Source organism: Acinetobacter genomosp. 33YU (assembly GCF_001990725.1).
Lineage (GTDB): Bacteria > Pseudomonadota > Gammaproteobacteria > Pseudomonadales > Moraxellaceae > Acinetobacter > Acinetobacter seifertii.
This window is the reverse complement of the sequence record NZ_LFZQ01000001.1, coordinates 193,622-217,993: the sequence shown is the minus strand read 5'-3', so window position 1 is coordinate 217,993 and position 24,372 is coordinate 193,622. Positions and strand designations below refer to the sequence as shown.

Genomic DNA, 24,372 nt, shown 5'->3' with positions numbered 1-24,372 from the left:
TCTGGTCTGATGAGCCATCTTAATTTATCTTGCCATAGATTGTTTTTTAAAGATGAAAATTGCTCAATTTGCCAGTATCGGATTTATCTCTTTAGCCCTATTCGGCTGTGATAAGTTCAGCAAAACACCAACACCGACCACTTCAGTTAAAGCACGCGAACCAGTAATCGCACTTGCCTTAGGTGGCGGTGGAGCAAAAGGATTTTCACATATTGGTGTTATCAAGGTTTTAGAATCACATGGTATTAAGCCTAAAATTGTTACGGGTACAAGTGCCGGCAGTTTTGTAGGAAGTATCTATGCCAGCGGACAAACACCTTATCAGCTCCAAAATCTTGCACTTAAACTGCAAGAATCTGATATTCGTGATTTAACGCTTAATCGCCAAGGTATTATTCTTGGGCAAAAGCTACAAGACTATGTGAACCGTAACGTGGGGAACAAGCCGATTGAGAAGTTCCCAATTCGTTTTGCCGCGGTAGCAACTCGCCTTGATAATGGTCAAAAAGCTGATTTCATTAAAGGTAATGCAGGTCAAGCCGTACGCGCATCTTGTAGTATTCCAAACGTATTTGTACCTGCAACTATTGGTAATCAAAAATATGTAGATGGCGGATTAGTTAGCCCAATTCCTGTAAAAACAGCACGTGATATGGGTGCAGATATTGTGATTGCGGTTGATATTTCAGCACGTCCAGCAGGAAATCGCCCAGCAAATATGTGGGGATTACTTGATCAAACCATTAATATTATGGGTCAACAAAGTATTAATGAAGAGTTAAAGCTAGCAAACGTAGTCATCCAACCTAAAGTCGGACACCTAGGTACACTCGATTTAAAATCAAGCAATGAGGCTATTTTAGAGGGTGAGAAAGCTGCTCAAGGTCAAATTCGTCAAATTGAAACTGCAATTGCGAATTTCAAAAAATCTCCTGCCGCATTTAAGCCAGCACCACGTCCTAAATTTTAATTGAGGTGGTTTTTTTCTATCCACACCTACCATCATCTGCTACAGTGGTAAAAGTGATATGAGATCACTTTTACCCATCATAAAGATATATAAAAGAGCAGATCTATGGAGTTTGTTGTAGAACCTTGGCACTGGTTTGTATTGGGTATCTTACTTATTCTTTCTGAGCTGATTATCCCTGCTTTTGCCGCTCTCTGGTTTGGTATTGCAGCCATTATGGTTTGCTTTCTCTATTGGCTATTTCCAGATATTAGCCTCACAACACAAATTGTATTGTGGATTATTTTATCGGTGCTGTGCACTATTCTTTGGTTCAAATTTATTAAACCATTGTCGATTGATAAAACTAAAGCGGGTTTACCTCGTGAAGCCACCATTGGGCAAATTGGTATGGTGATTCAAACCGAACTCGCCCATGACCAAATTATTGTTCGTTTCCCTATGCCTATTTTAGGAGCCGATGAATGGAACTGTCGAAGCACTACCCCTGTGAAAGTCGGTGATCGAGTTCGAGTCATTGATATTTCGGGTAATGACTTAATTGTTCAGCCCCACAGTACTTCATAAACATTAAAGATAAAGAGAGGTTATTTTCATGCCAGTTGGTACCATTATTGTTTTAGCCTTTTTGGCTTTTGTTGCAGTTACCATTTTTAAAGGGGTACGTATTGTTCCTCAAGGTTATAAATGGATTGTTCAGCGTTTAGGCAAATATCATTCTACGCTTAATCCGGGGCTTAACTTCGTTATTCCTTATATTGACGAAGTGGCATATAAAGTCACCACTAAAGATATTGTGCTTGATATTCCATCTCAAGAAGTGATTACCCGTGATAATGCTGTATTACTTATGAATGCAGTAGCGTATATCAATTTGACTACTCCTGAAAAAGCAGTCTACGGTATTGAAAACTATACATGGGCCATTCAAAACCTTGTACAGACTTCACTACGTTCTATTGTTGGTGAAATGGATCTAGATGATGCACTGTCTTCACGAGATCATATTAAAGCTAAGCTCAAAGCTGCGATTTCTGATGATATTTCGGATTGGGGTATCACTTTAAAAACTGTAGAAATTCAAGACATTCAGCCATCTTCAACCATGCAAGCTGCCATGGAAGCTCAAGCTGCTGCTGAACGTCAACGTCGTGCTACAGTGACTAGAGCTGACGGTGAGAAACAAGCTGCTATTTTAGAAGCTGATGGTCGCTTAGAAGCATCCCGCCGTGATGCAGAAGCACAAGTTGTCTTAGCAGAAGCATCTCAAAAAGCGATTGAAATGGTAACAAGCGCAGTGGGTGATAAAGAAACACCTGTTGCTTACCTGTTAGGTGAACAATATGTTAAAGCAATGCAAGAGATGGCGAAATCAAGCAATGCCAAAACTGTTGTGTTACCTGCCGATGTTTTAAATACAATTCGTGGCATTATGGGAAAGCATAATTAATTTAATTGCTTCAAATAAGTCATTGAAATACAAACGGCGACCATCAAGTCGCCGTTTTTATATTGAGTATTATTGGTTGTTTAATCTTTTCTGATCTTTCAAAGGGAGCTTTTTTACAACCAAGTCATAAGAATCGCGAATCAAATCTTGAAGTAAATCACGTGTTAAGTTTTTATGCGGATTAATAGAGATCCAGTGTTTTTTATTCATGTGATACCCCGGAATAATAAAAGGATAAAGCTCCTGATATTCCTGACTTTTATATGGATCACATTTAACAGTAATCATTTTTGTGCCCGTTCCTTCCCCTACTAATAAAAACACCTTTTCTAAAATTTTAAAGACGTCGCATTCTGGACCAAAGGGTTGGCTTTGCTCACTAAAAGGAAGATTACGCGCAATCTCTATTGCAACTTGATGGAGCTGATCACCATTCACTCTTATCTCCTTTATTCATTCAATATGAATACAAGCAGGATTATTAATTTGATTTTATATTAGTTGGTACGGGCTAAAAGGAATTGTGAAATCTCAACTAACTCTTTTGCATTTTCACCAAAATGCGCTAAAGCCTCAAAAGCTTGGTCATGCAACTCTTTTGCATAAACCTGTGCTTGCTCAAGGCCCATTAAAGCAGGATAAGTCGACTTTTGTACTTGTTCATCCTTACCCGCAGTTTTACCTAAAGTTTCAGTGCTTGAGGTAATGTCCAAGATATCATCTTGCACCTGAAAAGCCAGTCCAATTGCTTGTCCATATTGGCGCAATTTCGGAATTGCCTGATCTGTTCCAGAGAAAATTGTCACTGCCCCCATCATAATGGCAGCCTGAATAAGCGCACCCGTTTTATTACGATGGATATTTTCTAGTTCATCTTGAGAAATTTGCTTAGCTTCAGCTTGTAGGTCTAACACCTGTCCACAAACCATTTTAGAGCTGGCTGTTGCTAAAATTTGAATTTGCTTTAAGACAATTGCAGCATCAGTTCCCTGCCCTTGTTCATCAAACAAACGGCTACCTAAAACCTCAAAAGCCATTGATTGTAAAATATCGCCTGCAAGTAAAGCGGTATCTTCACCAAATGCTACATGACACGTTGGCTGACCACGACGAAGCAAGTCATTGTCCATACAAGGCAAGTCATCATGCGCTAGCGAGTAACAATGAATAAGTTCAACTGCAACTGCAGCACGGCGAGCCGCAGCAAAATTTGGATTATCTTGTAAAGAAGCTGTGGCGTAGCATAAAGCTGGACGAACACGTTTTCCACCAAGCATAACTGCATGGTGTACTGCGCTTTTTAAAGGTTCAGGAATTGAAAATGCAGCGAGTGTTGTCAATAAATCTTGTTGAATACGTTGTTGAGCTTGTTTTAAAACATCCGCATTAACTTGAGAGAGTGATGACACAGTCGCCTCGTAAAATCAGTAGAGAAATTTTATTAAATGTTATGAAACATTCGTGTACTACATCATACACGATTCGCTGTAAAAAGTGCGTGATGTGTTATGGATGCCACATGCAAAAGAGCCTCTCTATAGTAGAGAGGCTCTTTCATTTAAATAACTTTTAGAAACTGTCGCCCGGAACTCGAACCCAGCCTTCCATTAAGACACGTGCACTACGGCTCATAATGGCTTTTTTTACCACCCATTGGCCATTTGCAAGTTCAGCTTGAGCACCAACACGTAATGTTCCAGAAGGATGTCCAAAACGCACTGCTTCACGCTCGCCACCACCAGCTGCTAAATTTACCAATGTACCCGGAATGGCAGCAGCCGTACCAATTGCTACTGCTGCTGTGCCCATCATGGCATGGTGAAGTTTACCCATCGACAAAGCACGAACCAGTAAGTCAACATCGTTTTCTGAAACGGACTTACCACTAGATGCCGTGTAGTTTTTCGGTTTAGAAACAAAAGCAATTTTTGGTGTGTGCTGACGCGCAGCTGCTTCTGAAATATCTTTAATTAACCCCATTTGCACAGCACCATATGCACGGATTTTTTCAAAACGTGCCAATGCTGCTGCATCACTATTAATATGATCTTGCAACTCTGTACCTTGATAACCCAGATCTTCTGCATTTAAGAAAATGGTTGGAATACCTGCATTAATAAATGTTGCTTGAAAACTGCCAATCTCAGGTACATCTAGTTTGTCGACCACATTTCCTGTCGGGAACATATCACCGCCCTCTTCACCATCATCGGCTGGGTCTAAAAACTCAATTTGAACTTCAGCAGCAGGGAAAGTCACTCCATCCAGTTCGAAGTCACCAGTTTCTTGAACTTGACCATTGGTGATAGGTACATGCGCAATAATGGTTTTTTGAATATTTTTTTGCCAAATTCGAACAGTACAGAGGCCATTTTCGGGAATACGATCTGCATCAACCAAACCATTTGAAATCGCAAATGAGCCAACCGCAGCAGTTAAATTACCGCAGTTACCGCTCCAGTCCACAAAAGGCTGATCTATTGAAACCTGTCCAAACAAATAGTCGACATCATGATCTGGCTGGGTACTTTTAGCCAAAATAACAGTTTTACTGGTACTTGAAGTCGCTCCACCCATTCCATCAATTTGCTTTCCATAAGGATCTGGGCTACCAATGACACGTAGTAAGAGTTGATCTCTTGCTTGACCTGCCACCTGAGCTCTTTCCGGCAAATCATCAAGTTTAAAAAATACACCTTTACTGGTTCCACCACGCATATAGGTTGCTGGAATTTTAATTTGCGGTACTGAGCTCATATCAACTGTTATCCTTACTATTGTGTTTTTATATCTCGAAACAAACAGACTTGTTTAGTCATTCGCTTCATCTTAAATCGTTTTGTGATCTAGAGATAGCGTTATGCTTTTATACATCAATCGTATTGACGCAGACTTATTCTGAGAATTTAGATTCATGCTCGCAATGACCGAATTAAGCAAAATCATGAAAAAAAGAGTCTATCAAAAAATATATTTTTAGAATGTTTTTCAATCATTTTTGCATTATTAAAAGCAAGTTAATGATTTTAAATATTTTTTAGTGTTACTTTTCAGTCACCGCTTGTTAATTTGTAGTCTAGGCTAAAATAAATCCATCTATTAGAATAATTTACTTATTCATAGTGAGTGAAGACCTTTGACCAACGAATCTTCTACACTGCAACGAGGACTAAAAAATCGACATATCCAATTAATTGCTATGGGTGGAGCAATTGGTACCGGATTATTTTTAGGCTCGGCGCAAGTGATTCAATCTGCGGGACCATCCATTATTTTAGGATATGCCATTGGCGGCTTAATCGCATTTTTGATTATGCGTCATTTGGGAGAAATGATTGTTGAAGAACCTGTTGCAGGATCGTTCAGCCATTTTGCTTATAAATATTGGGGGAAATTTCCCGGATTTTTAGCTGGATGGAATTATTGGATACTCTACGTTCTGGTCGCGATGAGCGAACTTACTGCGGTAGCCAAATATATTAATTATTGGTGGCCTCATATTCCAGCGTGGACGTCTGTCTTATTTTTCTTTGTCGTGATTACGGCAATTAACCTAACAAACGTCAAATTTTATGGTGAGTCCGAATTCTGGCTCGCTATTATTAAAGTTGTTGCAGTTATCTCAATGATTATTTTTGGACTTTACTTGCTATTTACAGCAGATGTAGGTTCAAGCATTTCATTTAGCAACCTTTGGACACATGGTGGATTCTTTCCAAATGGCTTTAGTGGCCTGTTCTACATGTTGGCTTTCTTGATGTTCGCCTTTGGTGGTATTGAACTGATTGGTATGGCTGCGGCAGAAGCAAAAGATCCGAAAAAAACCATTCCAAAAGCAATTAACCAAGTTGTTTTCCGTATCTTGATTTTCTATATCGGTTCATTGGCAATTTTACTTTCATTAGTGCCTTGGAACCAATTAGATCTTGGCGGTCTCGATAAAAGTCCATTTGTTATGATCTTTAGTCAAATGGGTATTGGTTGGGCTGCACACTTACTTAACTTTATTATTTTAACCGCTGCCCTCTCTGTTTATAACAGCGGGATGTTTGCCAATAGCCGTATGCTTTACGGTTTAGCTCAACAAGGTAATGCGCCAAAAATTTTCAAGAAAGTAAACAAACAAGGTGTACCTGTACCAGCAGTTTTGTTGTCTGCATTACTTATTTTTGGCTGTGTTCTTTTAAATTACTTTGTACCTGAAGATGCTTTAAGCCACTTAATGTACATTGTAGTTGGCGCATTGGTATTGAACTGGGCGATGATCAGTATGACTCACCTTAAGTTTAAATCAGCAATGAAAAAACTCGGTCAAAAAACTCACTTCCCTGCACTTTGGGCACCATTTAGTAACTATTTGGTTTTAGGTTTCATTGCTGTTGTACTCTACATTATGTGGAGTCAAGGCTTTAAAGAGTCTGTAATGATGATTCCGATCTGGATTGTTCTTATGTTTATTTTGTTTAAAGTACTCAATGCTAAAGAACAATAATCTGAATATTTGTACTTAAAACATGAAAAAAGCCATTGTCTCGACAATGGCTTTTTTATTTAAGGCTCTAAGATTAAAACCATATTTGAATGTCTTTTAGAGCCACTGTTTCGTATCATCAGCCACAGGTGTGCCATGAATAACATGCATAATCATTGCATACGCAATACTGCCTTTAAATGGAATTTCAGGTAATTGATCAAGTTTGAAAAACTGAGCATCACTCAGTTCTTTCTCCTGAATTTCAATTTCGCCCGCTTCATATTCAGCTTTAAAAGCCAACATTAAGTTACTCGGAAATGGCCATGGTTGACTCGCCAAATACTGAATATTCTTAATGTGCAATCCAACTTCTTCTAATGTTTCACGTCGAACGGCATCTTCTAGTGTTTCTCCTACCTCGACAAAGCCAGCGATTAAACTGTACATCTGGGTTGTATTTCTGGCATTTTTAGCCAGCAAAATCTCGTTCTCTCCACGTGTAATAATAGTAATCACACAAGGGTTAACTCTAGGATATTGACTAAAACTACATGCTGGACAAGTCATAGAATATTCAGTCTTATGCTGCTGGGTTTTATGCCCACAACGGCTACAAAACTGATGATTACGACGCCACTCTAGTAACTGAAAAGCACGACTCGCCTGTTCAAACTGCGGTTTAGTCCAATATTGTAAGAGTTGGCGAATAGGTATGAACTGATATCCATTTGGTATAGGTTCACCTTCTTGGAAATCTCTTGCTATTACTTGAGGGTCTGCTTGTATATGTAAATCATGTTCCTGCTGTTTAAGGCAAGGCAAATTAAAATTCGCATCAACCAAAAGTTGTTGTTGCTGAAAAATATAAGCAATAGGAAGGTTGTTGGTATCCATTTATATACTCGAGTGAAGAACCTTTCGACGGCCTCTATAGCTTCTTCAAAAGGATCAGACTTAAAACATATTTTTCAAAAATCTTACGCATACTGGCAAACATCTTCAATTTATTTAATTTGTATCTTTTTGATTAAAATCACATTTTATTCACGCATGCTATGCTTTTAAGTTATATCTATGACTTTATAGCTAACTGACCAGTGATGAACTTAGAAGCACTGCTTCACATAAAATTGATCTCTGAAAATTTAGACTAGTTTTAGTTCCATCTCATGAAGCAAAAATATGCGATTTGGTTTAATTCTGGGTGATCAATTAAATCACCAACTCGCAACGCTCAAGTATTTAAACCGGAATGAAGACATTATTTTGATGGCTGAAGTACTTGAGGAAACATCTTATGTTGCTCATCATCCACAAAAAATAGCGCTGATTTTTAGTGCAATGCGACACTTTGCAAAAGAATTAAAAGCACAGGGCTGGAAAATCCGTTATCACACATTTAAGCGCGAAAGTCATATAAAAAAGTTAGTCGACTTTATTGCTTTGCAGCAACAACACTTCTCGGCAAATACTCTCATCGTTACCCAATGTGGTGAGTATCGCTTACAGCATGAAATCGATACTTCATGGTCTAACTCACTAAAACTACCTGTTATTTGTTTAAAAGATGATCGTTTCTTTTGTACCGTAGAACAATTCAAGCAATGGGCAAACAAATATAAAACGCTAAGGATGGAATACTTTTACCGAGAAATGCGCAAGCAAACTCACTATTTAATGCATGACCAACAACCCGTAGGCGGGCAATGGAACTTTGATCAAGCCAATCGAAAAGCGTGGTCAGGCAATCCACCTTTGCCACCAAAATTAACCTTTGAGCATGATCAAATTGATATAGATGTTATTCAACTGGTCAAGAAAGAATTTTCTCAACATATCGGCAATATCGATTCCTTTCAATGGGCAACAACCCGTCAAAATGCCTTACTTGCTTTAGACCATTTTATTTCTAACAGCTTGCCCCACTTTGGCGATTATCAAGATGCTATGGTTTATGGTTCAGACTTTATGTTTCATAGCCTGCTCTCGCCTTATTTAAATTGTGGATTGTTATTACCAAAAGAGGTATGTGACGCTGCCCAAACAGCTTATTACAACGGACAGGCTCCCTTAAATGCAGTAGAAGGATTTATTCGTCAGATTTTAGGATGGCGGGAATATGTGCGTGGAATCTATTGGTTGTCTATGCCTGACTATAGCGATCAAAATACCCTTCATGCCAGCACGCCGCTGCCACAATTTTACTGGACGGGTGATACAAAAATGGCATGTATGGCCGAGTGTTTCAGAAATACCTTTCAACATGGCTATGCCCACCATATTCAGCGTTTAATGATTACAGGCAACTTTGCGCTTTTAGCAGGTGTAAATCCATCAGAAATTTGCGAATGGTATTTAGCAGTCTATGTAGATGCTTATGAATGGGTCGAATTACCGAATACATTAGGCATGGCCATGTATGCAGATGGTGGCATCATGGCAAGTAAACCCTATGCTGCATCAGGTAATTACATACATAAAATGTCAAATTACTGTCAGCACTGTACATATAACGTCAAAACCAAAACTGAACCAGACAGTTGCCCATTTAACAGCTTGTATTGGTATTTTATGAGCCAGCATGAGGCCATATTTCGTCAAAATCCCAGAATGGCGATGGTCTATAAAAACCTTGATCGTATGAAAGATAAAGCTTCTGTCATGCAGCATGCAAAGTTACTTATTCATCAACTTGATGAGCTTTAAGATCATGAAAAAACAGCATCTACCCCAGAAAATATGTGTCTATTGTCAACGCCCTTTTGACTGGCGAAAGAAATGGGAGCGTTGCTGGGAAGAAGTAAAATATTGCTCTGAAAGATGTAAACGACAAGCCCGCTCAAATAAGTAAATATTTCACGCGATTGTTTTAACTGATTCAACACTACTCTTCATTGTTGAATCAGTTGTCTTTCAATTGATTATATGTGATGGTCTTAAGCATATTTATACTGACGAGAACAGTAAGCTCTTTCAACTTCTGGTGAACGTAATTGCTGATGCTTGGTTTTACGCCCTGCCATACGCTTGCGCCAGAGTTTAAAACTGCTCGATTTTAAGTTGTATCTCATTAAACGAATAACTTCACTTTCACCTAAGCCATACTCTCGCTCAATTGCTTCAAATGGGGTTCGATCTTCCCATGCCATTTCAATAATTCTAGATAGGTCCTGTTCATCAATTTTTTTCATGTTATGCCCTTTTAAATTATGCTGTAACCAAATCTGATTCTTTAACAAACAACCTTTCTGAAATAGCTTCACTTACCCGATTGCTTGCCTTGAATGTTTTCGTGTTTTGCTTCAGATCATAGAAAGGCAAACATGAATTTTTTGTGATTTTTTTGCTTTATAAACTCTATTTTTTTATATAAGACATAAACAGTTCTAAAACCTTTGAGTAGTTTAACTTTTTATTAACCACTATGACAAAATTTTTAATACCTAAAACATGACAAAAGCCATTGCCTTAGCAATAGCTTTTTTGTTTATAATCATAAAATTATGCGCCCTTAGCTTAACTGGATAGAGCAGTTGCCTCCTAAGCGACCGACGTGGGTTCGAGTCCCGCAGGGCGCACCAAATTAAATTACACAGTAGTCCGAAATAGTACGGGAACCCTTTGTCTACAATTGATTATTAAATTTTTATAGTCTTTAATAGTCCGACATAGACCGAGATAATTCTTGTTTTTTTACGGTACTTATTACAGTACCTCATAAAATACCGCAAAACTGGTACCGCAAAAATGCCTAAAACCGTTGTCCCACTTACTGATACAAAGATAAAGAAAGCAAAATCAGAAAATGGTAAATCCCTGAAACTATCTGACGGTTCGGGTCTCTATTTGCTTATTGATAAAAACCAAAATAAGTTTTGGCGTTTTGATTATTCACGCCCGTATACAAAAAAAAGAAACACCATTGGTTTCGGATCATATCCAGAGGTAAGTCTTGCAGATGCTCGATCTAAACGAGATGAGGCTAGAACATTACTAGCGCAAAATATAGACCCGCATGTTGAGCGTAAAAGGGTTGAACAAGAACACGCAAACTCCGAAAAAAATACTTTTGGAGCTGTCGCTGCAGAATGGGAAAGCAAACAAGATTTTGCAGAATCAACTATCCGTGGTCATAAAAGATTACTTCAAGTCATAAACGCGAATATTGGGAAAAAACCTATTGATAAAGTTACGCCAGTAGAAGTTTTAAGTATCTGCCGCATTTATGAGAAACAAGGAAAATTAGAAACAGCGAAAAAGGTTAAAGTTAAATGTGGTCAAATCATGAGATATGGTGTTGCCACTGGTAGATGCGAGAGAGACGTAACCCAAGATTTAAGAGGCGTTTTAAAAACACCTAAGGTAAAACATTTATCAGCTCTAACTGAATCGAATGAATTTGCTCAACTACTTTATGACATCGATTTTTATGAAGGCACGTTCATAACCCAAATTGCTTTAAAAATTGCTCCTTATGTATTTGTTCGCCCCGGTGAGTTACGTTATGCAAAGTGGCCAGATATTGACTTAGAAATTGATCTTTGGAGATATACGCCACCAAAAACAAAAAATAAAACTGGCGTTCAACACCTTGTACCTATTCCAAGACAAGTTAAAGAGCTGTTGCTGAAAATAAAAGAACTGACTTATGATCCCGATGGTGTAAGTGAGTACGTCTTTCCATCAATGACTAGCAAACATAAGCCAATGTCAGAGAATACAATTAACCAAGCATTACGTAGACTAGGCTATACATCTGAGCAAGTCTGTGGGCATGGGTTCCGGGCATCTGCCAGAACCATTTTAGAGGAAGTACTCAACTATCCTATTGAGATCATTGAGCAGCAATTAGCACACAAAGTTAAAGATATGCATGGTCGAGCATATAACAGAACTAAGCATTTAGAGAAAAGAAGAGAGATGATGCAGGCTTGGGCAGATTATTGCGATAAAATAAAAGCAGATTATGCCAAGACTTTACCGACTAGGTAGGAGATTGCTTCTTAGTGAACTGCCACCAAGTCTTATTGAAGTAAACTTCATTATTTAAGAAATTAATTTTTAACTCATTCCCATTGAAGTCATAAAGTTTTGTGACTTCATTATTCTTATCTAGATCAGCAAGAAGGTTGCACGTGTGCTCAACCCTCCCTGCTTCATAAACCATGATCATGACTTGCATCACAAAGCTCTCACACAAATCGAGACATTCACATTACTCTTAATTGTGTGAGCTGTGCAACCTGAGAAAAGGAGGCACAGCATTGTGATGATCGATGCAACTTTGGTACGTTTGCACTTAACAACTTTATGCGATCCGGTTATTGATCCAGCCGTAAAAAAATTGCTCTTGCGTGGGATTGCGTTCACAGATTTCAATATAGCGTTGCCCTTGCATAATATTAAGAACTCGAACCAATACTTTTTCACCTTCTTTACCACGCTTCGCCAAATAGGTTTTCAGTCCATTTAAAGTTGCTGGACCATATACCCCATCAACTGTTAAATCAGGCCAACCGGCTTTACCTTGATTGTTTAATAAGTTCAATGCTCGTTGTAAAAGTGGCTTTGCAAATCCAGTGCCACAGTTCACACCAGTATCTAAAAGTTCTTCAGCGACTGCTGGACTAAAAGCATTCACTTGATCAAAACGCGGAGCTGTCCAATACTGTTTTTTATAAATGGCTTTTGCAGTTTCAAGCGGTAAATCTTTCATACTGCCTTTGTAACCATTGGCACGTGCTACAGCTTCAGTGATCCCATATTTTGTAGCACCACCACGATCAGCAGGGTTATTTACATAACCACCTTCGCGCTTAATTAACTCATCAAGATATTGATCAATGTTCATTAGTTACCACCTTTGCCACCAATAATAGAAACAAATGCTGCTTTTACTTCTGCAATTACTTCAGACATGCTTTTTCCTTTGAGTAATGCAATTGACTGATAAATGATGCCAATTACTAGTAAGCCAAATACCGCAAATATCAACATAATGAAACCTTGAAACATTGTTGAGTGATCAAGATATTCAAAATGCTCTATGAATGCTGAACCCCCATATAGGCTTACTGTCACGCTACACGCGAATTTAGTAACAACCCCCATTGAAACTTTGATTTTCCCTTCTTTATCAATATCTCCACTTAAAACAAGTGCAAGAATTGCCCCTATAACTGCTGGAAATATTTTTAAAACCCATGGTATTGCATTTTCTTGCATGTGAACCTCTAAAATTATTGGCAATAAAAAAGCCCTAACTTATTAAAAGCTAGGGCTCGTAATGGTTTGTTGGGTATTAAAGATCAACCCAGTTCGTCCATGCGCCATTCACATATGATCGACTACTATTCGAACCGGGTGCTGTACTATAAGCGATCTGCTTACCTTCGATTTCATTTGTCTGTATCCATTGAATAGCTCCGTAAAAATAACTGCCGTTCGGACATGAACGACCAGAAACTTCATCTTCTCCAGTAATTGTCACTTGAGCAAAACGAACACCACCACTGACAAACTTAAAAGTATCTAAAGATTTATTTATGATAGAGATATCGTTATTACCGATACCATACTTGTAAGATAAATCACCCCAAGGTGACCATGCGCCATTCCTGTACTGTGAAACAAACTGTCTAAATCCACCATCTGAATAGAAAAAATCAGTTAATATAAGTAAACCAGTATCTTCAAAATCGTTTGCCATCGGCAACCATTGCACATTCCCGTAGAAGTCCTTATTTTTGTAAAAATCGGGTAATGATGCGTTTGCTGCTGAATTTGATGTAATTGTCACAACTGCGGTTCTAAACCCGCCATTTTTAAAGTGAAAATCTTTAACAGATTTATTTTCAATGAATGTACCATTTGAGCCAATTCCCATTTTTGAAAGCGAAAGTTCGGCAACGCCTTGCTTAGCTCCATCAATTGAAGTTTCCGTAAACCAACTCTGAACATCCCACGTGAAAAAAGGACTTTGGTTAACATATTCTCGATATGATTGTTCAATGAAACCGCTGATATAGTTATAAGAGTTTTGATAAGTGTCAATTGGATTTGATTTTTCTGGAGAATACCAGCCAACTGCTTTGCCATCTGGTAAACGAGCATCATCACGTTTTAAGTGTTCGCCACTGTATCCATAGCATTTAAAAGATTCACATGCCAACATATAGAAGGAGCATGAGCCATCAATATGACCAAATCCAAATACACGTGTACGAGTTAATTTGTTTGTAACCGGATCATCAGCAAATCCTTTATCTGCGTACCACCCAATATTCACATGACGAGCATCAAAATTGAATACTTTGTGGTTATACATACCGTAAGCAGAGCCGTTAATTGAACGCGGGATATTCGATTTAATACCAATGTCAATATTTGCAGGGAAATACCCATTTAAAACCATGAAACATGCTGATCGACGCAAAGATGTGTCCATCGGGTCATCTGTTTTTTCATAACCTAATGCTATACCAATCTGACCAGTTGAGCCTTTCCCATCAACAGCCAAAGTATCTTTAAATTCAACACGATCACGTAAAATGCGGATATATGTTAAATTATTTACTGAAGACACAAAACTAGTACCATTCATCGTCACTTCTGTGCGATCTGTTGGCATCCCCCAGTCAGTAGGATTTGGGACTGCACTAAATACTAGCGTATTATCAATGCGACATTTGAAGGCTTTCTCAAAACCATAGCATGTGATTGCATTTTCCAATGCATAATCTATGCATTTTTGCGCTCTTGTTGACTGATCAATATCATCATCAGTTACACCGAAATGCTCAAACTTCAAATTGTCTTGTAATACCCATGTACCAGCTGCAGCAGTTGATGCAATGTATGTACCATTATTATCAACTTTGCTTGAAAGTAATTCAAAACGATAGATACCACCGCCAAAACCTTCTTTTGTATGACAGTTTGTGCGAACAAGTTGCCCGTCCTTTCGAACGGCTAAAGCCCTAAGCATGTCAACATTACTAACTTCTTGAATGTTTTTATCATTGATTTGTTTTTGATTCTCATCACCATCAGCAATAAATTCAGCGAGCCAACCCTTTTCAACAGCTGTATTGGCAAGTTTTTTATAAAGACTATCAACGTAAGCATCTAACTGCTCTAAAGATGTACCCTGATCATGAATCATTTTAAGAAAAATAGCTTTAGTCTCATCATTTAAGCTATCAACATATTCGTTCAAGTCTTTAACATTATTCTCGACCATCCAGTTAAGGACGCCCATTTCTTGAAGTTTTCGCCAGATATTATCAAAATCAAAATTGACTGGTTCTGGCCGAAGCGAGTTATTATAAGTTTTATAGTCTGAAGAACGAGACATAGGCGTGTCTCGACGAATTTTGATTTTGGAACCTGCTTCAGGTGCCTTATTGAAAACTACAGAATCATATACTGAATCAAGATGCCACGACCCCAGAACAGGCTCTGTATCATTTACAAGAACAATTAAATGATCCTGCTCAAGAACGTCAAACTCCAATGGGAAAACTGTAGTTATTCCATTTGCCGTAAATTCTTTATATGGCGTTTGTTCTGGTACTGCCATAGCGCCTACCCCTAATCGTTAAAATCTAAGGTGGCTTCTACAATTCCACCGTTTGTTCTCCAATTAGGCCGTTCATTTGATTCAGTTGTTCTGTGTATTTTTCCGACTCGTTCAGGCGAATCAGTAATAGCACGGGCGAGTGAATCAAGATGGTCATCTTCTTGATCTGAAAGCGCGGGGTTGAATTGTTGCATTTGTTTATATTGTTTAGAGGTGTTCTCACCATCCTCTGTGTCAATTACAGATACATGAACCCACAACATACCAGACACTAAGGGCCCTTCTAAGCCCTCAAGAATGCGTTTATTTTTAGACTGTGTAGAGTGCTGTTCTGTGATACCACAACGGATACGGCGTTTCTTTAAGGCACCTTTTAATGACGCAGGCGCAAAGTTTCCAATTCCATTAGTCTCAATCGTTATTTTTGGAATATTGAATTCTTCGATAAGGTCACATAGCTGCCAAACTTGACCGCCAATAATATTCCCCTGCTCATCTGTTTTAACAACTTCGCCAGTTAGTTCAATTGATCGGTGCCAATATTTATTACCGAGATCATCATGTAAGACTAACTCAACTGCTGAAACGTCAGACTTAGTTTTGCCTGAACTTGGGTCCCATGAACAAGTAATACCAACGATTTGACGTTGGCCTAAGGTCATTCGCCATACGCCATTAGCACGCGTAAGAACTGGTTCACAGTTATAAGGTATCATTTTGTCTGGGTTTAATCTCACATCCCCCACAGGCTTAGCATGTAATTGATACTGAGAATCCCATTCGTTGAGCGTTCGACACTTACGACGACGCTTCTGCATTTCCTTCGGCGTGAATCGCTCAGGCCATAATGCTTCGCTGTAGATATCAATTAGAGAATGTGATTCATCAAATGTAATGAAGTAACCAGAACCTTGTTTAGTAACTTGGTAGTCTTGGCCCTCAATTAAAAGTTTTGATTTACGGCCAATGCCGCTAAAAATATAGACAGGTTTAAAATCAACAACTGCCTGAATAATTTGCTCAAATCTTTTCTCTTTTTCAAACATGCGAAAAATAAGACACTTCGCATCTGGGTTGAGCATGATTTCAGAATAGAGTGAATCATGGGTATGGGGCGTACCTACATAAAGCTCTTGCCCACCAGGTATTAAAATAAAAGTTTGTTCGCCTAGTCGGTATCTAAGCTTTTCACGTGCTTCAGGTGTGCCAATGTTTCCCGGTACTTCTACATCATCATTTTGGATTTCGTTTGCACGTGAACCTGTAACGTTAGACATAATGCCGCGAGCATGAATAGAACCATGACGCACATCATTTGAACCAGTTACCCACCACTTTTGTGTTTCACCACGTTCTTTTTTAATATTGAAAAGTTGGCATAGTGGGTGCCGTTCTAAGACTTGCTCAGTACCCCGACTAACTTTATACGCATCAGGATCAGTAGCACCTTGATGTAAAATCAAATGGTTTGGGTTGTTGTATAGACGCCAAGCATTATAAATATCAAGAATGGTCGATTTCCCATGCCCACGCGGCATCATCAATAAACCGAGCGAGCCGTAATCCTCTAGAAAGTCACAGACGTCTAAATGAAAATCAGGCACAACCCAGTTTAATGTTTCAGCATAAACTAGATAGAAAGCAGCAAAGCCGACCTTAATCATGAATTAACTCGGACGCTGTTTGCGTGCCTCTAGCTTTTCAGCTACGGATTTCAATAATTCAGCCGCCTGCATTTCTGGCGTGATCTTTCTATCATTAGGATCGCCTACGGCAAGCTCATCATCGTTAAGAATGCGCTTAAGCTTTTCCATGCATGTGAGGGCTTCTTTAGCTCCTTTATAAAGCCATACAAGATCACCACGGCCTTGCTTATCAAAAATATCCCGACCGTAAGCCTCAGTGATTAAATCAACTGAACTTGAGGCGGCCATCTCTAGACAAAGTTCCAGTTTCTCTTTTGTTTCAGGTTTTAAATGACCTACTTTCTTTTCTTTAGACATAAAAAATCCCCCTATATAAATGACTTATAAAGGGGATCAGGTTTTGATTTGTTGGGTAAAAATAGATTAGCAATATATAAACCTGATTAGTATACTAATTGCTCGTTTTGAACTTAATAAATCAATGGATACTTCATGAAAAAACTAATTATCATTACCCTTTTAGCGCTTCCTACAACTTTCGCATTTGCTGGTTCATGTGATCATAGTTGGCAGTCTGCCAAAGATGGCTCATCTTGTGGTGACCGTGCTGCTGACCGTCGTGCTGGTGGACATTAAGAATTAAAAAAAAGGACTGCAAATGCAGTCCTTTTTTTATTTCACAACCCTTTCAAAATTTGGTGCTCTAATATCATTGATATCATCACCCCAAAAACGTTCACGGTCTTGTTGCCGTTCTGCTTTACGTAGAGCTTTCTCTCGATAACCTGGTGCAATAGCATCTTGCATTTCGTCAAATACCATGCGGTTAATGGCTGCTTTTGTATACCATAAGTTTTGTGCAGGTATTTTACCCTTCACAAACTTAAAAGCTTCATTGCCGAAATTGGTATCCTTGCCTTCATTATATTGAGTTAAGTTCCCAACTGTTAAGCCTAGTGCTGCTGAAAAATCACTACCAAGTGGACCAGAAACAAAAGAGTTTGCATCACGCCCAGATGTGTCAGTACCAGCTACTAGGATGTCACCAAGCACAGGTAGTCCACCACCAGCAACTAATGAACGCATAAAGAAGCCTCCTGCCTTTTTTGGATCATTACTATCATAAATCGTTTGCGGATCATTGCCGTTTAGCAACTCTCGAAGCTGTACAACTAATCCACCTAACAACGTCATAGTCACAAATAATGGTACGCCATATGCTGCCTTGCCTTTTAAGCCTTCTTGAGCAATCATGCGGCTGCCTTGACGCATGAGAAATGAGGCTGAGAAAGATTTAAACTGAGTTAAGCCCTTAAACACCTCACCTGTGATAGTGCCCTTAGCTCCAACTGTCATCCATGTGCGTTCCCGAAGGCCTGCTTCAATTACTGCCATGCCCTGCTCATCAAGTAAATGAGCTTGTAGTTGTGAGGCTACTTGATCTTTAACTTGTTTAGGGTCACCAAACGCTGCTAACTTTTCATCGGGAATTTCATAGATAGAACGCGCCGACATAAGTTGATTGCCTTTACGATCCACAACAGGTTCAGCCAACTGGAAAACTTGCCAAGCACGCTCATCTAAACCAGTATTTGAAAGTAATTCACGGTCTTGTACATCTAGGTCATTCCAAGCTTTAGAACGGCTTAAACGCCCGTACTTTTCCATAAGCAACTTAGTAAAGCCAACTTTGGATGCTGCAGTAAGTGCATTCAGAAATGAAACTCTCATAACTTGTGATGCAACACCACTTGAAATACGGGCTAACTTTTCAGATTTCCCATAAGTAGATGTAAGACCATCATCTGACCACCGTGCAATAGAGCCTAACATTTCCTCCGTAGCCAGACCTAAGCTATGTGCAAGTTCTCGATCTGCTTTATTAGCTGGGTTAAGCTGCTCCAACAGGCCGCCAAATGCCTTTCGGTAAGCTACGTTATGCACACTTGCTGTTTTGGCAATTGTTGCTTGATCTGCAATCGATGCAATGGTAGTACCGCCAAGCATTGAAGCAACATTCATCGAGCGATATGCAAGGCCAAGGTTTGCCAATACTTGAGATTGTGGAGAATTGCCGCCACTGAACTCATCAAACATAGTTTGTGCGCGTTTACGGCTGCTATTGGTTTTATTTGCTTCAATGCCTTTTTCCCAATCTTTTTTTGCAGCTGCATCCATTAAAAGACCTGACATGCCTTGGAAATTTAGTTCGGTATTTGTTTCTGTAAAACCAACATAGAAGATTGATTCACCATCTATTTGATTTACAGCTAGATCATGTAAATATGAGAAAGAAGACTTGTTTAAAGTGTTATCCACAATGGTTGCAGTGCGTTGAGAATCCAAATAAGCGTCAAATGAAACTTGTTCTAAACAGTTGGTGCCATTGCGATTGATCAACATAAAACAGAGATCAGAACCAAGACCTGTTGGCACTGAGCACATGCTTTTTACAACACCGCCAAAGTCTTGATTTGACCAAGCAATAACCTCTTGATCACGGTTAAAAGTAATTGAAGCAACCTTCCCATCACCTAAGACACACCAAACAATGCTCTCAGGTTCTTGTTGATAACATACTTCATTAATTCCGCTATGCGACTCTCCAATATGTGAAGACAGTGCACTAATTTCAGGGGCTACAAGCCCATCAACTTCATATCGATATGAGAGAGCACGTAAACGTCTACCACCGCGCTGAATGAATAGAATTTCGTTACCCACACGACAAGGTCGAGTTAATGGATATGAACCAATCGCAGAGTTTTCATTAATATTTACTGTTGTAGGGGTTAGTGCACCGTCACTACTAACTAAATATTCACCACCAGAAGTTAAGCAAACCACGCCACGTTGGGCTTCCAGAAATAAAATACTATTGGCAAGACCAGAAGCAGACACAACACTAAACGCATCACCATCATCAGTTGTTTCAAGAAAGTTTGCATTCCCACCAACGGCGCTAAACCAAATTTTATTAGGCGCTTTTTTGGTATTAGCTAGGACTAAACGTTGTTTGAAGTACATGCAGCAACGTGGGTAACCGTCTGTACTATTAAATGCTGGTGGCAGAATAGTCCAAGCACGCTCAATTGCCATTACGTCTGATTCAAGCTTTACAAGTACTTCACCATTAATGCGATTTGAGTCAACAAACTCTGTAATTTTAATAATTCCACTGTTTACATCGATAAAACTACCAACATCACTAGCGACAAATCCACCCGTTTCAATCGGAACTATTACCCAGTAATCTGGCGATATGTCTGGCTGATGATTTGCACCTTCTTTAATAGCTTGATATGGCTTACTACCATAACTAATTACGTCTCCTACAAGGTACGTCGTTGTAGAAACCCAAGCGTTGATACCATCAAGCGTAAAGGATACAAACGACCCAACCTCAATACCTGATGGAGTCCCCTTTCTAAAAGGGCTTCTAGCGCTTTCTGAGTCTGTAGGTGCATTGGTATAAATAAACTCACTAAACTCCCAATTACTAAAATCTGTAGAACAACGGAAACGCTGAACAGGCACATTATTGTGGGTAAAAAACATCTCATAACGGTACTGCACAAACTGCAATTCGGGTATTTGTTCAGCCGTATAAGGTGTTGTTACTGTAGCTATGATTGTTTTAGTTCTTGGGTTAAATATCTGGATAGATTGCGGTTTCAAAATAAGCATAAATGCTTTGTCTGAATTAACAACAAAAGGGATTAAGCGTACTGCATTAGCACTGGTATCAATAAAAAACGTGCCTGGTCTTTTTCTGATCCCGCCTTCAACCAGTGGAATTACATTAAGTAATTTTTTTGCTCCATTTCCATACTGCTGAATGTCTGTGCGAGTGTATAAAGTTGGCGCAAGCTCGCCCGCACTGAAATTATTTTTGATGACATATTGCTTCATTAGTAGCGCACTCCCATCAATTGAGGGGAATAGTCAGCTGCAAAGTCTTGTGCTGGGCGTTCCTGACCATTGATAGCTCGCGCCTGCTTAAGCATGTTTTGGAGCTTTTGCCATGCACTATCACCTTCGGCACTACTACCTGTTATTGGCTTAGCAAGCTTAGTAACCAAATAGAGCGCCATGCATTCACTAAACAATGAATCCCACATGTCTTCATTTTGTTCATCGGCAATGTAGACAAGATTAATCACATTGGTGTTAGCTAGAATATGCCGCCCTTCAATCTCATATTCAAACTGAGCGGCGTCATATACACGCAAAAAGTCTTTAGGCAAAGGAAAGGCATTTTGATAGCCAAATGAGGGATAAGTTGAGATAGGCGCTAGCTGTACACGGCGCTTAGCAAATGACCACGGATGCATGCGTAGCAATGCTTTACGTGTAGCATCGTATAAAGAAGCACAACGCCGTGCGTTCTCTGTATTCTCATCAAAAGAAATGATTGATTTTGCCCCAATCATGCTCAGTGCTTGATTGCAGACGGATACATTTGTAGAAGCCATAATAGGCCACTTGCCAGATGATTTTCGCGTGATGAAAAAATCTGAGTTTTTTAACGCATACCTTCAAGAAGAGTACGGGACAACTGAAAAATTCGCTACACCTGGTTCTCGTGAATTTACTGATGATGTTATTGAAATGGATGAATCGGGAGCTGAGGGATGAGTGAAGAATACCTAAAAGAGAGACTTTACTGGGCTTTGCGTTCGAGCAAGACAAAGAAAAAACAACTCAATTGGCACCATGCCATGTATATGGCTTGTACAGGTGCCTCACATGGATATCAGCTTTGTGTTGATCTTGGAGTAGATCCAGAAGGTACAGATTTTGTTAAAGCGGAAAGTAAGGAGGGGTGATGTCAGAAAAGCAAAGTCGTTTGCTTGACTTGAAGGCGGTTGAATTAAAAACCAGCCTTCCAAAGTCAACTATCTATGACTGGATTCGAACCGGTTATTTCCCTCCTTCAATCCTATTTGGTGAGGGCAAAAGAAAAATTGCGAGATGGCTTGAATCTGATATAGACTGTTGGATAGAAAAGCACAGAATGGCATCCTAAAAAGGATGCCTTATTTGTTTGAGGGTTTTACTTTTTACGGTACGAGTTACGGTATCAAAAATAATTAAAAATAAAATAACTAAATAAAACATAATTTTAACTATTAAATTCGAGTCCCGCAGGGCGCACGCATTTAATTAATCCTTCACTTCAGCCAGCAACGTTTCAGCTGCAAGTTTTCCTAAATTATTAGAAGCAAGCGGACTATCGCCTGTTAATAATTTACGATCTCTATGACATTGACCTGTAATACCAGTGTTCAAAATCTTCACACCGAGTTTTTCAAGGTTCTCACCGACTAACCATGGTAAAGCTCCCGGCATATAACCGATATCAATATTTGCCCCCTTATCTAATGAATCAGGGAATACACAAATTTGATAATCTTTAAAAATATAATTCTCAGGTTGTTCATCTACTGCCGCAGCAAGCAGCGAAGCTGGACCATGACATAAAGTAATAATAAATTTGTCTTGTTCAACTGCCCATTTCAGAACTTTTTTGACATCCAAGCTATGTGGAATCTTAGCTAAAACACCATGCCCACCCGGAATAAATACAGCTGCGTATGGTGAGTTTTTCCCCACTGCATTTTCTAAAATATCGGCAAGTTTTAGCGGATTTTTTAATTTATCTGCATATTTATGAAAAGTATCTAATACCACTTGTTCTTGCTTTGGCATTGCCCACATTTCAAGCTTGGCTGGATTACCAGAAAGTGTCGCAACATCAATTTCAAAGCCTGCATTATCTAAATGAAACATCGGTAAAAGCATTTCTACTGGATGGTTTCCGGTAGAAAAGAACTTACCGTTTTGCATCTGGATATAACGCTCATCAGTTGCAATCATTAAGACCTTTTTATTACCTGTATACGGCGTTGGGTAGGTCGTACCGTCGTAATCTGTTTTAGGAGCAGTATATTGGCTCAGTGAGTATGGTGATGGGAAGAATGCATTATCTTCTGCCAAATCTGGAGTCGGATTTTTATCATTTGATGCTGGGGTATTCATTGTTACCATCCTTTAGAATTGAATAACGAAATAACAGCTTTAAGCCAGTTATTATTTCTTAGTACATGTATATTTAGATCAACAAACTGGTGCAACACGCCAATAGAATTTGGCAATTTTTATATAGAAATAGGCACAATTAATAATTATAAATTTCAGTTTAGGCAAACATGACGTTCACCTAAACTATCACAGATTAAATTAAGTATTAATCTCTAAAACGATCTTTCCAATATGGTCACCTTGTTCCATACATGCATGGGCACTTTGTACATCTGAAAAATCATAAGTTTTATAGATTTGCGGTAAGCACTTGCCTTGCGCTAATAACGGCCACACATGTTCATGTAAGGACTGAGCAATCTGGGCTTTTTCTTGGCTATTACGTGCTCGCATAGTTGAGCCAGTAATAGTTGCACGTTTTAAAATCAGTTTCTGCAAATCAAATTCTTTTGCAATTCGACCGCCCATAAAACCAATAATCACAAGTCGACCATCACGTTTTAATAGATTTAAGTTTTTCGAGAAATACGAACCACCCACAATATCTAAAATCACATCAACACCTTGGTCTTGGGTGTGTTTCAAAATTTCTTGCTCAAAATCTTGGGTTTTATAGTTAATTGCAGTCGTTAAGTTAGAGAGTGCTGCAACTTTATCTTCACTTCCAACTGTAGCAAAAGTTTTAATCCCTAAAGCATGGCAAATCGCTAAAGCTGTGGTCCCAATACCACTTGCACCACCATGAATCAGTGCTGTTTCGTTTTCTTTTAAACGGCCGATATCAAACAGGTTTGCCCAAACTGTAAAGAATGTTTCCGGAATCGCAGCAGCTTGTGTAAATGTTAGATTTTCAGGTATTGGCAATACTTGCGTTGCAGTTACCGCACAGTATTCTGCATAACCACCACCGTTGGTTAAAGCACAAACCTTGTCTCCAACTTTGAACTGTTGCACCTGTTCACCTACAGCAACCACCACCCCAGCGACTTCAAGACCCGGAATTTGCGTAACACCTTTAGGCATTGGGTATAAACCCATACGCTGCAATACGTCTGGACGGTTAATTCCAGCAGCTTTTACCTCAATTAACACTTCATCTGCTTGAGGTACTGGAACATCTGAATCTTGAAGTTTTAAGACCTCAGGTCCGCCGGGAACCGTAATTTCAACAATTTTCATAGTTGTTGGAAGACTCATTGATATGCT

At 39.1% G+C, this 24,372-nt stretch carries 26 protein-coding genes and 1 tRNA gene; 12 read left to right on the top strand and 15 right to left on the bottom strand.

What is annotated here, in order from left to right; genetic code table 11:
• Window positions 1-52: 52 nt before the first annotated feature.
• The 3 genes from AC056_RS01060 to AC056_RS01050 all read left to right on the top strand — a co-directional run bounded on the left by AC056_RS01060 (window position 53) and on the right by AC056_RS01050 (window position 2,420).
• Window positions 53-970 (top strand): patatin-like phospholipase family protein, encoded by a 918-nt coding sequence (locus AC056_RS01060; RefSeq protein ID WP_004705841.1) that lies wholly within the window; start codon window positions 53-55, stop codon window positions 968-970.
• A gap of 105 nt (window positions 971-1,075) precedes the next feature.
• Window positions 1,076-1,537, top strand: coding sequence for an NfeD family protein (locus AC056_RS01055; RefSeq protein ID WP_004705839.1), 462 nt, complete (start codon window positions 1,076-1,078; stop codon window positions 1,535-1,537).
• Window positions 1,538-1,565: 28 nt separating this feature from the next.
• On the top strand, window positions 1,566-2,420 hold the full coding sequence (locus AC056_RS01050) for an SPFH domain-containing protein (RefSeq protein ID WP_004705838.1): 855 nt from the start codon (window positions 1,566-1,568) through the stop codon (window positions 2,418-2,420).
• A gap of 69 nt (window positions 2,421-2,489) precedes the next feature.
• On the opposite strand, the gene AC056_RS01045 is transcribed toward AC056_RS01050, so the two are convergent.
• From AC056_RS01045 to prpF, 3 genes are all read right to left on the bottom strand, one after another.
• On the bottom strand, window positions 2,490-2,858 hold the full coding sequence (locus AC056_RS01045) for an MmcQ/YjbR family DNA-binding protein (RefSeq protein ID WP_039250018.1): 369 nt from the start codon (window positions 2,856-2,858) through the stop codon (window positions 2,490-2,492).
• Window positions 2,859-2,917: 59 nt separating this feature from the next.
• Window positions 2,918-3,829 (bottom strand): polyprenyl synthetase family protein, encoded by a 912-nt coding sequence (locus tag AC056_RS01040; protein ID WP_000097114.1) that lies wholly within the window; start codon window positions 3,827-3,829, stop codon window positions 2,918-2,920.
• 160 nt (window positions 3,830-3,989) lie between these two features.
• Window positions 3,990-5,177 (bottom strand): 2-methylaconitate cis-trans isomerase PrpF, encoded by a 1,188-nt coding sequence (gene prpF, locus AC056_RS01035; RefSeq protein WP_077162472.1) that lies wholly within the window; start codon window positions 5,175-5,177, stop codon window positions 3,990-3,992.
• A gap of 379 nt (window positions 5,178-5,556) precedes the next feature.
• Here prpF and AC056_RS01030 point away from each other — a divergent pair, with 379 nt between their 5' ends.
• Window positions 5,557-6,912 carry an amino acid permease gene (locus AC056_RS01030; RefSeq protein WP_004705835.1) on the top strand — a complete coding sequence of 452 codons (1,356 nt, stop codon included), beginning with the start codon at window positions 5,557-5,559 and terminating at the stop codon, window positions 6,910-6,912.
• Between the two features lie 96 nt (window positions 6,913-7,008).
• Here the strand turns inward: AC056_RS01030 and nudC are convergent, their stop codons facing one another.
• On the bottom strand, window positions 7,009-7,788 hold the full coding sequence (gene nudC / locus AC056_RS01025) for an NAD(+) diphosphatase (protein ID WP_077162471.1): 780 nt from the start codon (window positions 7,786-7,788) through the stop codon (window positions 7,009-7,011).
• A gap of 288 nt (window positions 7,789-8,076) precedes the next feature.
• Here nudC and AC056_RS01020 point away from each other — a divergent pair, with 288 nt between their 5' ends.
• Window positions 8,077-9,600: a cryptochrome/photolyase family protein gene (locus AC056_RS01020; protein WP_077162470.1), complete on the top strand. Its 1,524-nt coding sequence runs from the start codon at window positions 8,077-8,079 to the stop codon at window positions 9,598-9,600.
• Window positions 9,601-9,604: 4 nt separating this feature from the next.
• A complete protein-coding gene (locus AC056_RS01015) occupies window positions 9,605-9,745 on the top strand; it encodes a DUF2256 domain-containing protein (protein ID WP_077162469.1) in 141 nt (46 codons plus the stop codon).
• Between the two features lie 85 nt (window positions 9,746-9,830).
• Here AC056_RS01015 and AC056_RS01010 read toward each other — a convergent pair whose 3' ends face one another.
• Window positions 9,831-10,085: a TIGR03643 family protein gene (locus tag AC056_RS01010; protein WP_049066178.1), complete on the bottom strand. Its 255-nt coding sequence runs from the start codon at window positions 10,083-10,085 to the stop codon at window positions 9,831-9,833.
• A gap of 314 nt (window positions 10,086-10,399) precedes the next feature.
• Between AC056_RS01010 and AC056_RS01005 the strand changes: the two genes are divergently transcribed.
• A tRNA-Arg gene (locus AC056_RS01005) sits at window positions 10,400-10,475 on the top strand.
• A 166-nt stretch (window positions 10,476-10,641) separates the two neighbouring features.
• The gene (locus AC056_RS01000) at window positions 10,642-11,886 is read left to right on the top strand and encodes a tyrosine-type recombinase/integrase (protein WP_077162468.1); all 1,245 of its coding nucleotides are present in this window, start codon (window positions 10,642-10,644) and stop codon (window positions 11,884-11,886) included.
• Here AC056_RS01000 and AC056_RS19765 read toward each other — a convergent pair.
• The 6 genes from AC056_RS19765 to AC056_RS00970 all read right to left on the bottom strand — a co-directional run bounded on the left by AC056_RS19765 (window position 11,879) and on the right by AC056_RS00970 (window position 17,478).
• Window positions 11,879-12,076: a hypothetical protein gene (locus tag AC056_RS19765; RefSeq protein ID WP_077162467.1), complete on the bottom strand. Its 198-nt coding sequence runs from the start codon at window positions 12,074-12,076 to the stop codon at window positions 11,879-11,881. The two genes, AC056_RS01000 and AC056_RS19765, sit on opposite strands and share 8 nt — an antisense overlap.
• Before the next feature lie 126 nt (window positions 12,077-12,202).
• Entirely contained in the window at window positions 12,203-12,745 is a 543-nt protein-coding gene (locus AC056_RS00990) for a glycoside hydrolase family 108 protein (protein ID WP_077162466.1), read from the bottom strand.
• On the bottom strand, window positions 12,745-13,119 hold the full coding sequence (locus AC056_RS00985) for a hypothetical protein (RefSeq protein ID WP_077162465.1): 375 nt from the start codon (window positions 13,117-13,119) through the stop codon (window positions 12,745-12,747). The genes AC056_RS00990 and AC056_RS00985 overlap by 1 nt, the downstream gene beginning before the upstream one ends.
• Before the next feature lie 76 nt (window positions 13,120-13,195).
• Complete coding sequence (locus AC056_RS00980; RefSeq protein ID WP_077162464.1) at window positions 13,196-15,475, bottom strand: hypothetical protein; 2,280 nt, start codon at window positions 15,473-15,475, stop codon at window positions 13,196-13,198.
• 11 nt (window positions 15,476-15,486) lie between these two features.
• Complete coding sequence (gene terL, locus AC056_RS00975) at window positions 15,487-17,139, bottom strand: phage terminase large subunit (RefSeq protein ID WP_077162463.1); 1,653 nt, start codon at window positions 17,137-17,139, stop codon at window positions 15,487-15,489.
• Between the two features lie 3 nt (window positions 17,140-17,142).
• On the bottom strand, window positions 17,143-17,478 hold the full coding sequence (locus AC056_RS00970) for a hypothetical protein (RefSeq protein WP_077162462.1): 336 nt from the start codon (window positions 17,476-17,478) through the stop codon (window positions 17,143-17,145).
• A 135-nt stretch (window positions 17,479-17,613) separates the two neighbouring features.
• Between AC056_RS00970 and AC056_RS19515 the strand changes: the two genes are divergently transcribed.
• Entirely contained in the window at window positions 17,614-17,757 is a 144-nt protein-coding gene (locus AC056_RS19515) for a hypothetical protein (RefSeq protein WP_167370365.1), read from the top strand.
• 36 nt (window positions 17,758-17,793) lie between these two features.
• Here the strand turns inward: AC056_RS19515 and AC056_RS19760 are convergent, their stop codons facing one another.
• Window positions 17,794-21,033: a hypothetical protein gene (locus tag AC056_RS19760; protein WP_228144345.1), complete on the bottom strand. Its 3,240-nt coding sequence runs from the start codon at window positions 21,031-21,033 to the stop codon at window positions 17,794-17,796.
• Window positions 21,033-21,596, bottom strand: a complete 564-nt coding sequence (locus tag AC056_RS00955; protein ID WP_077162461.1) for a hypothetical protein — start codon at window positions 21,594-21,596, stop codon at window positions 21,033-21,035. Before AC056_RS00955 ends, AC056_RS19760 begins: the two co-directional genes overlap by 1 nt.
• Before the next feature lie 31 nt (window positions 21,597-21,627).
• On the opposite strand from AC056_RS00955, the gene AC056_RS20005 reads away from it, so the two are divergent.
• Genes AC056_RS20005 through AC056_RS00940 form a run of 3 tightly spaced genes read left to right on the top strand, consistent with a single transcriptional unit; the run spans window position 21,628 to window position 22,150 of the window.
• A complete protein-coding gene (locus AC056_RS20005; RefSeq protein ID WP_265733974.1) occupies window positions 21,628-21,759 on the top strand; it encodes a hypothetical protein in 132 nt (43 codons plus the stop codon).
• Entirely contained in the window at window positions 21,756-21,950 is a 195-nt protein-coding gene (locus AC056_RS00945) for a hypothetical protein (protein ID WP_002045855.1), read from the top strand. Before AC056_RS20005 ends, AC056_RS00945 begins: the two co-directional genes overlap by 4 nt.
• Window positions 21,950-22,150: a helix-turn-helix transcriptional regulator gene (locus AC056_RS00940; RefSeq protein WP_004712152.1), complete on the top strand. Its 201-nt coding sequence runs from the start codon at window positions 21,950-21,952 to the stop codon at window positions 22,148-22,150. The genes AC056_RS00945 and AC056_RS00940 overlap by 1 nt, the downstream gene beginning before the upstream one ends.
• A gap of 137 nt (window positions 22,151-22,287) precedes the next feature.
• On the opposite strand, the gene hchA is transcribed toward AC056_RS00940, so the two are convergent.
• Window positions 22,288-23,163, bottom strand: a complete 876-nt coding sequence (hchA, locus tag AC056_RS00935; protein WP_039250000.1) for a glyoxalase III HchA — start codon at window positions 23,161-23,163, stop codon at window positions 22,288-22,290.
• Window positions 23,164-23,364: 201 nt separating this feature from the next.
• On the bottom strand, window positions 23,365-24,363 hold the full coding sequence (locus AC056_RS00930; protein WP_077162459.1) for an NAD(P)H-quinone oxidoreductase: 999 nt from the start codon (window positions 24,361-24,363) through the stop codon (window positions 23,365-23,367).
• Between the last annotated feature and the right edge of the window lie 9 nt (window positions 24,364-24,372).

Bases quoted from the DNA above. Each gene is read 5' to 3' on its own strand.
- AC056_RS01060 (WP_004705841.1), top strand. From the start codon at position 53: ATGAAAATTGCTCAATTTGCCAGTATCGGATTTATCTCTTTAGCCCTA.
- AC056_RS01055 (WP_004705839.1), top strand. From the start codon at position 1,076: ATGGAGTTTGTTGTAGAACCTTGGCACTGGTTTGTATTGGGTATCTTA.
- AC056_RS01050 (WP_004705838.1), top strand. From the start codon at position 1,566: ATGCCAGTTGGTACCATTATTGTTTTAGCCTTTTTGGCTTTTGTTGCA.
- prpF (WP_077162472.1), bottom strand. From the start codon at position 5,177: ATGAGCTCAGTACCGCAAATTAAAATTCCAGCAACCTATATGCGTGGT.
- nudC (WP_077162471.1), bottom strand. From the start codon at position 7,788: ATGGATACCAACAACCTTCCTATTGCTTATATTTTTCAGCAACAACAA.
- AC056_RS01020 (WP_077162470.1), top strand. From the start codon at position 8,077: ATGCGATTTGGTTTAATTCTGGGTGATCAATTAAATCACCAACTCGCA.
- AC056_RS01015 (WP_077162469.1), top strand. From the start codon at position 9,605: ATGAAAAAACAGCATCTACCCCAGAAAATATGTGTCTATTGTCAACGC.
- AC056_RS01010 (WP_049066178.1), bottom strand. From the start codon at position 10,085: ATGAAAAAAATTGATGAACAGGACCTATCTAGAATTATTGAAATGGCA.
- AC056_RS01000 (WP_077162468.1), top strand. From the start codon at position 10,642: ATGCCTAAAACCGTTGTCCCACTTACTGATACAAAGATAAAGAAAGCA.
- AC056_RS19765 (WP_077162467.1), bottom strand. From the start codon at position 12,076: ATGCAAGTCATGATCATGGTTTATGAAGCAGGGAGGGTTGAGCACACG.
- AC056_RS00990 (WP_077162466.1), bottom strand. From the start codon at position 12,745: ATGAACATTGATCAATATCTTGATGAGTTAATTAAGCGCGAAGGTGGT.
- AC056_RS00985 (WP_077162465.1), bottom strand. From the start codon at position 13,119: ATGCAAGAAAATGCAATACCATGGGTTTTAAAAATATTTCCAGCAGTT.
- AC056_RS00980 (WP_077162464.1), bottom strand. From the start codon at position 15,475: ATGGCAGTACCAGAACAAACGCCATATAAAGAATTTACGGCAAATGGA.
- terL (WP_077162463.1), bottom strand. From the start codon at position 17,139: ATGATTAAGGTCGGCTTTGCTGCTTTCTATCTAGTTTATGCTGAAACA.
- AC056_RS00970 (WP_077162462.1), bottom strand. From the start codon at position 17,478: ATGTCTAAAGAAAAGAAAGTAGGTCATTTAAAACCTGAAACAAAAGAG.
- AC056_RS19515 (WP_167370365.1), top strand. From the start codon at position 17,614: ATGAAAAAACTAATTATCATTACCCTTTTAGCGCTTCCTACAACTTTC.
- AC056_RS19760 (WP_228144345.1), bottom strand. From the start codon at position 21,033: ATGAAGCAATATGTCATCAAAAATAATTTCAGTGCGGGCGAGCTTGCG.
- AC056_RS00955 (WP_077162461.1), bottom strand. From the start codon at position 21,596: ATGGCTTCTACAAATGTATCCGTCTGCAATCAAGCACTGAGCATGATT.
- AC056_RS20005 (WP_265733974.1), top strand. From the start codon at position 21,628: ATGAAAAAATCTGAGTTTTTTAACGCATACCTTCAAGAAGAGTACGGG.
- AC056_RS00945 (WP_002045855.1), top strand. From the start codon at position 21,756: ATGAGTGAAGAATACCTAAAAGAGAGACTTTACTGGGCTTTGCGTTCG.
- AC056_RS00940 (WP_004712152.1), top strand. From the start codon at position 21,950: ATGTCAGAAAAGCAAAGTCGTTTGCTTGACTTGAAGGCGGTTGAATTA.
- hchA (WP_039250000.1), bottom strand. From the start codon at position 23,163: ATGAATACCCCAGCATCAAATGATAAAAATCCGACTCCAGATTTGGCA.
- AC056_RS00930 (WP_077162459.1), bottom strand. From the start codon at position 24,363: ATGAGTCTTCCAACAACTATGAAAATTGTTGAAATTACGGTTCCCGGC.